The 9,354-nt window shown below is 70.9% G+C and carries 7 protein-coding genes; 5 read left to right on the top strand and 2 right to left on the bottom strand.

Annotated features, from left to right (window positions below; translation table 11 throughout):
• Nucleotides 1-1,943 (top strand): AAA domain-containing protein (locus tag AB0C29_RS19660; RefSeq protein ID WP_360822024.1); only part of this gene is annotated, 1,943 nt, incomplete at its 5' end.
• Here AB0C29_RS19660 and AB0C29_RS19655 read toward each other — a convergent pair.
• The gene (locus AB0C29_RS19655) at nt 1,861-2,829 is read right to left on the bottom strand and encodes a helix-turn-helix domain-containing protein (RefSeq protein ID WP_360822022.1); all 969 of its coding nucleotides are present in this window, start codon (nt 2,827-2,829) and stop codon (nt 1,861-1,863) included. The two genes, AB0C29_RS19660 and AB0C29_RS19655, sit on opposite strands and share 83 nt — an antisense overlap.
• A 52-nt stretch (nt 2,830-2,881) precedes the next feature.
• Here AB0C29_RS19655 and AB0C29_RS19650 point away from each other — a divergent pair, with 52 nt between their 5' ends.
• Nucleotides 2,882-3,265, top strand: a complete 384-nt coding sequence (locus AB0C29_RS19650) for a cupin domain-containing protein (RefSeq protein WP_360822020.1) — start codon at nt 2,882-2,884, stop codon at nt 3,263-3,265.
• Here the strand turns inward: AB0C29_RS19650 and AB0C29_RS19645 are convergent.
• Nucleotides 3,262-4,845 carry a restriction endonuclease gene (locus AB0C29_RS19645; protein WP_360822018.1) on the bottom strand — a complete coding sequence of 528 codons (1,584 nt, stop codon included), beginning with the start codon at nt 4,843-4,845 and terminating at the stop codon, nt 3,262-3,264. The genes AB0C29_RS19650 and AB0C29_RS19645 overlap by 4 nt on opposite strands.
• Before the next feature lie 379 nt (nt 4,846-5,224).
• On the opposite strand from AB0C29_RS19645, the gene AB0C29_RS19640 reads away from it, so the two are divergent.
• The 3 genes from AB0C29_RS19640 to AB0C29_RS19630 all read left to right on the top strand — a co-directional run bounded on the left by AB0C29_RS19640 (nt 5,225) and on the right by AB0C29_RS19630 (nt 9,260).
• Nucleotides 5,225-6,991, top strand: coding sequence for a sensor domain-containing phosphodiesterase (locus AB0C29_RS19640; protein WP_360822016.1), 1,767 nt, complete (start codon nt 5,225-5,227; stop codon nt 6,989-6,991).
• Between the two features lie 18 nt (nt 6,992-7,009).
• Nucleotides 7,010-7,399 carry a cupin domain-containing protein gene (locus tag AB0C29_RS19635; RefSeq protein ID WP_360822014.1) on the top strand — a complete coding sequence of 130 codons (390 nt, stop codon included), beginning with the start codon at nt 7,010-7,012 and terminating at the stop codon, nt 7,397-7,399.
• A 1,387-nt stretch (nt 7,400-8,786) separates the two neighbouring features.
• Nucleotides 8,787-9,260 (top strand): MarR family transcriptional regulator, encoded by a 474-nt coding sequence (locus AB0C29_RS19630; RefSeq protein WP_360822012.1) that lies wholly within the window; start codon nt 8,787-8,789, stop codon nt 9,258-9,260.
• The last annotated feature ends 94 nt before the right edge of the window (nt 9,261-9,354 follow it).

The raw sequence follows: 9,354 nt of genomic DNA, 5'->3' as shown, positions 1-9,354 counted from the left end.
CCGTCCCCACGCAAGAGATGGCCCTCGCCGGGGCCCGGCGGGCGGACGACTCGGCCCTGATCGACGACGGCCCGGTGGACTTCGAACTTGTCTATATGTACGCCGCCGTCCGCGCGGTCGCGGACGCCCTGGTGCCGTGGCCGCCGCTGGCCGCGGCCTGGTTCGCGCCTGACCTGGAGGAATGGGACGCGCTGGTCACCGAGGCGCGCCGGCTCACCGCGCTGCGGCCCGACGTGCAGCGGTACGTGGACCTGCGCGACCAGCTGGCGGAGGTGGCCCCGGAGTGGGCCGCCCAGGTCGACGCCGGACTGGTGCCGGCCGTGTCCGGGCAGCTCTGCCTGCGGGCCTGGCAGTGGCGGCAGGCTCAGACGTGGTTCGACCAGGTCGTCGGCAGCGTCGACCCGGCCGTGCTGAACCGCCGGGTCGAGCTCGCCCGCGACAAGATCCGGCGGCTCACCGGTGACCTCGTTGTCGCGTCCGCGTGGCTCGAGGTCTCCCGCGCCCTCGACGATCGGCGGCGGGCCGCGCTGGCCGACTGGACCACCGCCCTGCGCAAGATCGGCAAAGGTACGGGCCGCAGCGCGGCAGCCTGGCAGGCGCACGCCCAGCGGGCCATGGAGTCCGCCGTCGAGGCCGTGCCGGTCTGGGTCATGTCGGTGGACCGCGCGATCGAGCAGTTCGCCGGGGGCGCGCACTTCGACGTGGTGATCGTGGACGAGGCGTCGCAGGCCGACCTGTTCGCGCTGCCGGTGCTGTCGCTGGCCGAGCGGGCCGTGGTGGTCGGCGACGACCAGCAGATCGGCCCGCAGCTCGGCTTCGTCGGCTCGGTCGCCGGGCTCATCCACAGCCACCTGGATGACGTGCCGTCGGCCGAGCACTTCGACCCGGAGTCGTCGCTCTACGACCACGCGGTGCGGCGCTCGCCGGAACGGATCCTGCTCACCGAGCACTTCCGCTGCGTGCCGCAGATCATCGAGTTCTCGTCCCGGCACTACTACGACGGCAAGATCCAGCCGCTGCGGGCGGACCGGGCGGTGCAATCCCCGGTGCGGCCGATCTTCGTTCCGGACGGGACCCGGCAACCGCTGCCGCCTTACGGAGACGTCAACGTCGCCGAGGCGGAGGCCCTGGTGGCGCAGGTGTCCGCTCTGGTGGCCGATCCGTCGTACGCCGGTAAGACGATCGGAGTCATCAGCCTGCTCAGCACCAGCGGACAGGCCACCTACCTGCTGGCGCGGATCCGCGAGGCGATCGGCGAGGACGAGATGGAGGCCCGGCGGCTGCGGGTCGGCGACGCGTACACCTTCCAGGGCGACGAACGCGACGTCGTGCTGGTGTCCATGGTGGTCTCCGACAACGACGGCCGGCCGTCGGCGTTCACCAAGCGCGAGTACCACCGCCGGGTCAACGTGGCCGCCTCCCGCGCCCGCGACCAGCTCTGGATCTTCTACTCGGTCCGGCCGTCGTCGCTGCTGGCCGACGACGCGCGGGCCCTGCTGCTGAACTACGCGCTGAACCTGCCGGTGCAGACCACCGCACCGGACCTGGAACTGCTCTGCGAGAGCGACTTCGAACGCGAGGTGCTGCGCCGGCTGGTCAAGCGGGGCTACCGGCCGACCCCGCAGTTCCGGATCGGCGGCTACCGCATCGACTTCGTGCTCAACGCCCCGGACGGGCGCCGCCTGGCCATCGAGTGCGACGGGGACGCGTACCACGGGCCGGAGCAGTGGGAGAGCGACATGCGCCGGCAGGCGGTGCTGGAACGGGTCGGCAACTGCGTCTTCGTCCGGATCCGCGGCAGCATCTTCGCCCGCGAACCGGAAGCAGCTCTGCGCCCCCTCTGGCAGCGCATCGAGGAGCTCAACGTGGCACCGTTCCGAAGCGACGGCGATACTCCGTCGGGGTCAGACCCGTCTCCCGGCGCAGCAGAGTCCGCAGGTTAGTCGCGGTGCCCAGGCCCGTGCGCCGGGCCACCACCTCAGGACGGGACTCGCCGCGTTCGATCAGCCGGCAGGCCAGGGCGACGCGTTCGCCGGTCAGCCAGGCCAGCGGCGTCGTGCCCAGCTCGGCGCGGAACCGGCGGTGCAGGGTCGCCTGGCTGATCGCCGCGTGCCCGGCCAGGTCGGCCACGGTCAGCGGCTGGTCCAGGTGCTCTTGCGCCCAGGCCAGCAGCGGTGCCAGCGATTCGTCGCGGATCGCCGGCACCGGGCGTTCCACGAACTGGCGCTGGCCGCCGTCGCGGTGGGCGGCGAAGACCAGGCGGCGGCTGACCGTGTTGGCGACCTCGGCGCCGAAGTCGCGGCGGACCACGTGCAGGCCCAGGTCCAGGGCCGCCGCGCTGCCCGCGGCCGTGAGGATGTCACCGTCGTCGACGAACAGGACGTCCGGTTCGAGGGTCACGGCCGGGAACCGGGCGCGGAAGTCGTCGGCCCACTGCCAGTGCGCGGTGGCTCGGCGGCCGTCCAGCACGCCCGCCTCGGCCAGCGTGAAGGCCCCGCTGCAGAAGCCGATCAGGCGGGCGCCGCGAGCGTGGGCACGGCGGATCGCCGTCAGCACCGCCGGGCGCCGGGGCACCTCGACGTCGGGGCGGTTCGGAACGATCAGGGTGTCGGCCTGCTCGGTCGCCTCCAGCCCGGCCACGCCGGTCAGCGTGTAGAAGCCGTCGCGCATCGGCGTGCGTGGGGTGGGGGAGCAGAGGCGGAAGTCGTACAGGTCGCGGCCCAGCTCGGGGCGGCGCAGGCCGAAGATCTCGGTCGCGCAGCCCAGCTCGAACGGGTTGGAGTTGTCATCGACGACCACCACGACCCGGTGCAAGGATTCTTGCGTCATCCGCGATTCCTAGCACTCCCCGGCCCGGCCCGCCAGCGGCGAGGATGAGCGGATGAGCGACGAACCGATCTCCCTGAGCGCGGCCCTGGCCTCCTTCGACACCCTGTGGAGCCCGCGCATCGTGACCCGGGTCAACGACTACGACGTACGCGTGGCCAAGGTCCAGGGCGAGCATCTCTGGCACACCCACGACAACACCGACGAGTTCTTCCTCGTGCTGGACGGCGAGCTGCAGATCGCCCTGCGGGACCGTACGGTCGTGCTGCGCCAGGGCGACGCCTTCACCGTGCCGCGGGGCACCGAGCACAAGCCGAGCTCACCCGGCGGCGCCCAGATCTTGATGTTCGAACCGACCGGGACGCCGACCGTCGGCGACCGGCACGACGAGATTCCCGACCACGTGGACGCCACCACCGGCCACCAGCTGGACGGCTAGGCAGACTCGATCCGGGCCTTCACCCCCGAGTGCTCGGCCAGCAGGTTGAGCAGGGCGGAGCCGTCCAGCAGTTCGACCGGGCGGCCCGCCACGGCCTCGTACGCCTCGACCTCGTACCCGTCGACGGCGACCAGGATGCCCTTGGTCGCGCCGGCCGCCGCGACCTCCTCGGCGAGGCCGGCGGCCGTGGCCGCGCTGACCGGCTTGCCGCGTACGGCATAGATCACGACCGCGCCCCCGAACAGTGGCCGGGGATCGGTGGCCAGCCAGCGCGGGCCCTCGGCGGCCTGGCCCATCTCCAGTCCCATGTTGCCGAACAGGTCGCAGAGCAGCTGCTCGTACTCGGCGGCCGGCAGCGTGGCGAGGTTGGGCCGCTCGTCGATGTCGGCCAGCACGTTGAACTCGCCGGTGAAGTCCTCCCCGGCCTCCCGATCGAAGTCGATCATCGGGGTCACGCCGTCGAGCTGGTCCGGCTGGGCGGACAGGCCGGCCGGCAGGTGCTTGACGCAGGCGATCGGGTCGACCCGGCGCAGCTTGATCGCGGCGAAGGTGTCCCGGTCGGCCCGTACCGACACCAGGCAGGGCCGTACGAACTGGCCGGTGCGCCGGTCGATGGTGTCGACGATGCCGTTGAACAGCACCTCACCCACCAGGGCGCCGCGGTCGGCCTCGATGATCTCGTGGATGGTCCGCAGCGCCACCATCGAGATGATCTCCGTGTAACGGCGGCGGATCTCACCGTCGTCGCGCGGCACCGCCACCAGGTCGTCGCGGACCCGGTCGTAGCGGTACTCCTTGACGACCGGGATCACCTCGACCGGCGGCAGGTGGTATTCGACCAGCAGGCGGCGCTGCTTCGCCTGGTACGCCAGCCGGAAATGCTGCGGGAAGTCGTCCGGATACACCGAGTTGCCCAGCACCATCGCGAAGTACTCGACCACGGACGCCGGATCGGCTCCCGCCACGGCCGCCGCGAAACGGTCCACCTCGGCGTTGTACGAGATCAGCTTCGCCTCGTACCGGCTGCGGTTCTCCTCGTACTGCAGCTCCCGGGCCGCGAGCTGGCGCAGCCGGCGGGTCTCCGCGTCGATCCAGCGCGCCCGCGCGTCCTGGTACGCCCGTTTCGCGGCTTCCACCTGCTGCTGGTGAATCCGCTCACCACCGAGGATCTTGCCCACCCCGCGCGGCTCCGGCGGGGCGAAGCTCTCCCACACCGGCTCCGGCAGCGGCCGGCCGAGCTTGCCCGGGTCGAACGGCGGCACCCGCACCGGCTTCTTGAACCTGTCCAGGTCGATGTGGTCGTCGACATCCAGGGTGGACAGCAGCAGCGAGTCGAGCTCGGACAGCCGGGCCCGGATGTCCGCGTTCGCCGCTGCCGCCTCGGCCGTGCGGGCCTCCGCGTACAACCGGCGGTGTTCGCGTTGCTGCTCCGCGTCAGCGGCTGCCCGCTGGGCGGCCGCGGCGGCCAGGTCGGCGTTACGCCTGATCAGCTGGCGCTGCTGCTCGGCGGCAGTCTGTGCCCGCTGCTCGGCGGCAGTCTGGGTCGCGTGCGCCCGCTGCATGTCCCGAATGATGCCCATGCGTCGTCGTCCTCGCTCACGTGTCCGAACAGCCACCATATCCACCGTCTCCGGATCTCGTTACGCGGCGCATGCCTGTCGCACCTATGCGTGCATGTTGATCGTGGAGAGCGGGTAGGGGTCGCACAAGGTTCCACAGTAAGCACAGCAAGTAACTGTCTGTCATGGATCCGACGGTGACCGGGCTCTCGCCGAGCGCGGCGGCAGGGTCGACCGATCGGCCAAATTACGGCCCTGAACGGTGGAGAACGTGCAGTTCGTTGTTTTGTTGGGCCAGCTGCGAAAACATTGTCGTGGGTGCCCACTGTTACATCGACCTGTGACGGGTCGTAATAGGTCAGGGGCAACGGTTGACCTGGGAGGGAGGTAGCGACGGCGCATGACGGCACCCGAAGAACGCTTTCCGCGTCCCCGCGCGTTGCGCGACCGCCTCTCCCGCCGCCCCCGGCTCACCCCCAATCAGGGCCACCAGCTGCCGCTGCCCGAGCCCCGTACGGCTCCCGACGACGAGGCCTGGTTCACGTACCTGGCCGCCGGCGAGGAGATCGTCTGGTCCGACGCGCTCGCCGGCCTGCTCGGCCGGCCGCCGGGCGGCAACGAGCTGACCCAGCAGATCCTGGCCCGGCACGTGCACGTCGACGACCACGCCAAGGCCCTCGGTGCGATCACCCGCGCCTGGACGGCGCGCGAGCCGGTGCGCACGACGGTACGGCTGATGCGTGACGACGGTGGCTGGTTCGACGTGGACTGCCGGCTCGAACCGATCATCGGACCGGACAACGCCGTGGTCGGCATCCACGGCTCCCTGCGTGACGTCTCCGCCCGCGAACGCGCCCGCCGTGAAGTGGCCCGGCTGAGCCGCCGCGGCGAGACCGTGCAGGCGTCGGTCGTCGAGAAGGACCCGGCCACCGGCCTGCTGACCCGCGCCCGTTTCGCCGACGAGGTGGATCGGGCGCAGCGCCGCGGTGGCGGGGCGGTGCTGGTCGTCCGGGTCGAGCCGGACCGGGCCGAGGGGGTCAGCGCCGACCGGCACGCCGATCTGCTGCAGCGGGCCGCCCGCGTGCTCGAAGGCCTCGCCCGTCCCGACGACCTGCTGGGCCGGGCCGGCCCGAACGAGATCGCCGTCCTGCTGCCCGGCGCCTCCTGGGTGATGGCCCGCCGCCAGGCCGACCTGTTCATCGAGGCCCTGCGGTCGCAGCCGTTCGTGCTGCCGGACGCCTGGCTGCGGGCCCGGGTGTGGGGCGGCCTGGTGCGGTTCCGCGCCGAGGGCGAGGCGGACAGCCACGATCTGCTGATCGACGCCGAGCAGGCGTGGCGGCAGGCCCGCGACGCGGAACGGCCGCTGACCCTGGTCTCCGACCCGGTGCCGGCCCGCGACCGGCAGGACACCTACCGCGACCGGGTCGCCGACGCGCTGGGCACCGACCGCTTCACGCTGTTCGCCCAGCCGATCCTGGAGCTGCAGACCAACCGGGTGCTGCGGCACGAGCTGCTGCTGCGCGTCCTCGACGAGGCCGACGAGCCGCAGTCGCCCGAGCAGGTGCTGCAGATCGCCGAACGCCTCGACACGATCTACGACATCGACCTGTGGGTGGTCGAGCGGGCGATGCAGCTGGCGGCCGAGCGCACCGACCTCTGCCTGCAGATCAACCTGTCCGGCCGGTCGGTGGGCGACCCCCGGCTGACCGCCGAGGTCGAAACCCTGATCGAGCGGTACGCGGTGAACCCCGAACAGCTGACGTTCGAGATCACCGAGACGGCTCTGATCGGCAACCTGAGCGAAGCGCGGCACTTCGCCGACCGGATCCGCGACCTGGGCTGCCAGCTGGCCCTGGACGACTTCGGCTCGGGCTACGCGTCGTTCCGCTACCTGCGGCTCTTCCCGATCGACCTGGTCAAGATCGACGGCGAGTACGTGGTCGACCTGGTGCGTAACCCGGAGGACCAGGTGCTGGTCCGGGCGCTGGTGCAGGTCTGCCAGGCGTACGGCATCCACACGGTGGCCGAGTACGTGCAGGACGAGGCGACGCTGCGGATGCTGCGCGAGATGGGCGTCGACTTCGTGCAGGGCTACCTGATCGGCCGCCCGGCGCCGGTGGAGGAGCTGCGCCCGGCGACCCGGCTGCGGCGTTCAAACTTGCAGTGATCCGGGTACGTGGGTGCCATGGAGCACTACACGATCGCCACCGTTGCCGAGAAGAACCCGGACTTCCGCCGCGTGCTGTGGACGGGCAAACACACCCAGCTCGTGATCATGACGATCCCGCCGGGCGGCGAGATCGGTGAGGAGGTCCACGAGGTGGACCAGATCCTCACGTTCGTGAGCGGCGTGGGTGAGGCCAAGGTCAGCGGCCAGACCCGCAAGGTCAGCCAGGGCGACCTGGTGGTGGTGCCGGCCGGGCACAAGCACAACTTCACCAACGAGGGCCCGAACCCGCTGGTGCTGTACACGGTCTACGGGCCGCCGGAGCACGCCGAGGGTGCGGTGCACAAGACCAAGGAAGAGGCGGATGCGCTGGAAGAGGCCGGTAAGGACGAGCCGCCGGCTTCCTGAGCTCGCCGCCCTCCGGGGCGGGATGCTCGTGCATCGGGTGCAGGGACGGCCGCGCTGAGCGTGACGCGCAGGCCGTCTCTTGCCGTGCCCGCGCTAGGTTGTCCGCCCTGGGTCTTCAAGCCCTCCGCCGGCCTACGGAACGGCTAGTCAGGAGCAGCGAACCATGGGCAGATACCGCTGGCGGACTACGTTGCGCACGGCTCTGCCCGCATGGTGCATGACCTTGGTGCCCAAAGGGAGCCGCGACTGCGGCGACCACGACTGGTACAAGAGTGCCGAAGCCCGCTACCGCTGCTACCACTGTCGGCCGGGCGCCAGAACCAGCCCACCGGACAGCGCAGCCTGACCGCAGGGGTTGGGGCCTTTCCGCACGGCGTGGCCAAGGAGGCGGCGGCCGGGGCGGCTGCCTGAACAAGCCGGAGCTGGCCCGGCATGGCGAGCCACTGTCAGCATGGGAATCATGCGCCACGAACGTCGGGAATCTTTAACGGCTCTTGTTCGGGACTCGCGTTCCAGCGCCGAACCGGAGCGGCTCGATGCGCAAACCTGGCCGCGCCCGATCCGGGCCGGCTGCTGGACCGATGGCAACGGCACCAAATGGCACATCCGCGGAGGGCAGGCGCAGCCTCCTGCCCGGGTGCTACGACGCCTGCTCAAGCGGAACCGACATACGGGTTCTGCATGCATACGGGCCGGATCCGACCGAAGTCACCGGTACGGACCGTCAAGCGTTGCTGGAACGAGTGGAACGCTACCTGGCGGGCGTGGCTGCGCCGACCAGCCAGTTCTGGTTGGCCGAGTTCCGCGACGAACTCCGCAACGTCATGCTCGTCATCGAAGAGGCTTGCTGACGACGGCCGGTCTTGGGGTTATCAGCCGACCTTGATCCGTCCCTCACGGATCAAGCCGAACCCGGCAGGCGACCGTCTCATAGTGCGCACAGCTCACCCGTCTCACAGGCGGAACAGCGGCGCCCGGCCGGAGATCGACGGTCGACCGGAGCGGTCGAACCAGGTCGTGGAGCAGCTCCAGCGACTGCACCCGGAACTGCGACAGCACGCCCGAGGCGAACCGGCATCGCCGAACGGATCAACGACGAGTGCCCAAGGGTCCGACTGTGGGTCCGGGCCTCGCGCGGCGGCGTGGCCAAAGGAGGCGGGCGGCCGGAGCGACACAGCGCCGGGGCCGGCCGAGGCCCCCCAGCCAGCCGGTCCCGGCGCCGTGCCGGAAGGGAAAAGTCTCCGCGCACTTTACCCTTGAGGCTTCAATGAAGTCGATCGACCTGCCCGAATGTTCTTGCCTTGTTTCCCGAAGGTTGGGGCGCGACGGGACGCCGATCCCGGCCCCGGGGCAGCTTGCTGGGAACCCCGTTAACTAATCTGCTGCCATGGACGAGCCACGGTGGTTGACCGACGAGGAACAGCAGGCGTGGCGCCGGTTCATCGAGGTGCTGGTCAAGCTGCCGGCCGCGCTCGAGGGTCAGCTGCAGCGGGATGCGGGTCTGACCCACATGGGCTATCTGGTGCTGGCCACACTGTCCGAGCGGGACGACCGCCGTCTGGCGATGAGCCGCCTGGCGCGCAAGGCCAGCGCCTCACTGTCCCGCCTGTCGCACGTGGTCGCCCGGCTGGAGGCGCAGGGCCTGGTTCGCCGCGAGCGTGACCCCGAGGACGGCCGCGTCCAGATCGCGGTGCTGACCGACGAGGGCTTCGCGAAGATCGTGGGGGCGGCACCTGGTCACGTGGACGCTGTGCGGCACCTGGTCTTCGACCGGCTGAGCCCGGCCCAGATCCGTCAGCTCAGCAAGCTCTGCGACGCCCTCCTCGAAAACCCCACCCCCGCCGAGAAGCCCTGCTCCTGAGCCGAGACCGACGCCCGGCAGCGATCCCGCCCCGGCAGCGCACCGGCCCCGGGTCAGAAGCGGCCGCCGCCACCTCGGCGTCCACCGCCGCCAC

The sequence above is a fragment of the Actinoplanes sp. NPDC048791 genome, from assembly GCF_040650095.1.
Classification (GTDB): Bacteria; Actinomycetota; Actinomycetes; order Mycobacteriales; family Micromonosporaceae; genus Actinoplanes.
Note: the sequence above shows the minus strand (reverse complement) of the source record. Positions and strands in the feature narration are given on the sequence as shown.

Bases quoted from the DNA above. Each gene is read 5' to 3' on its own strand.
- AB0C29_RS19655 (WP_360822022.1), bottom strand. From the start codon at position 2,829: ATGACGCAAGAATCCTTGCACCGGGTCGTGGTGGTCGTCGATGACAAC.
- AB0C29_RS19650 (WP_360822020.1), top strand. From the start codon at position 2,882: ATGAGCGACGAACCGATCTCCCTGAGCGCGGCCCTGGCCTCCTTCGAC.
- AB0C29_RS19645 (WP_360822018.1), bottom strand. From the start codon at position 4,845: ATGGGCATCATTCGGGACATGCAGCGGGCGCACGCGACCCAGACTGCC.
- AB0C29_RS19640 (WP_360822016.1), top strand. From the start codon at position 5,225: ATGACGGCACCCGAAGAACGCTTTCCGCGTCCCCGCGCGTTGCGCGAC.
- AB0C29_RS19635 (WP_360822014.1), top strand. From the start codon at position 7,010: ATGGAGCACTACACGATCGCCACCGTTGCCGAGAAGAACCCGGACTTC.
- AB0C29_RS19630 (WP_360822012.1), top strand. From the start codon at position 8,787: ATGGACGAGCCACGGTGGTTGACCGACGAGGAACAGCAGGCGTGGCGC.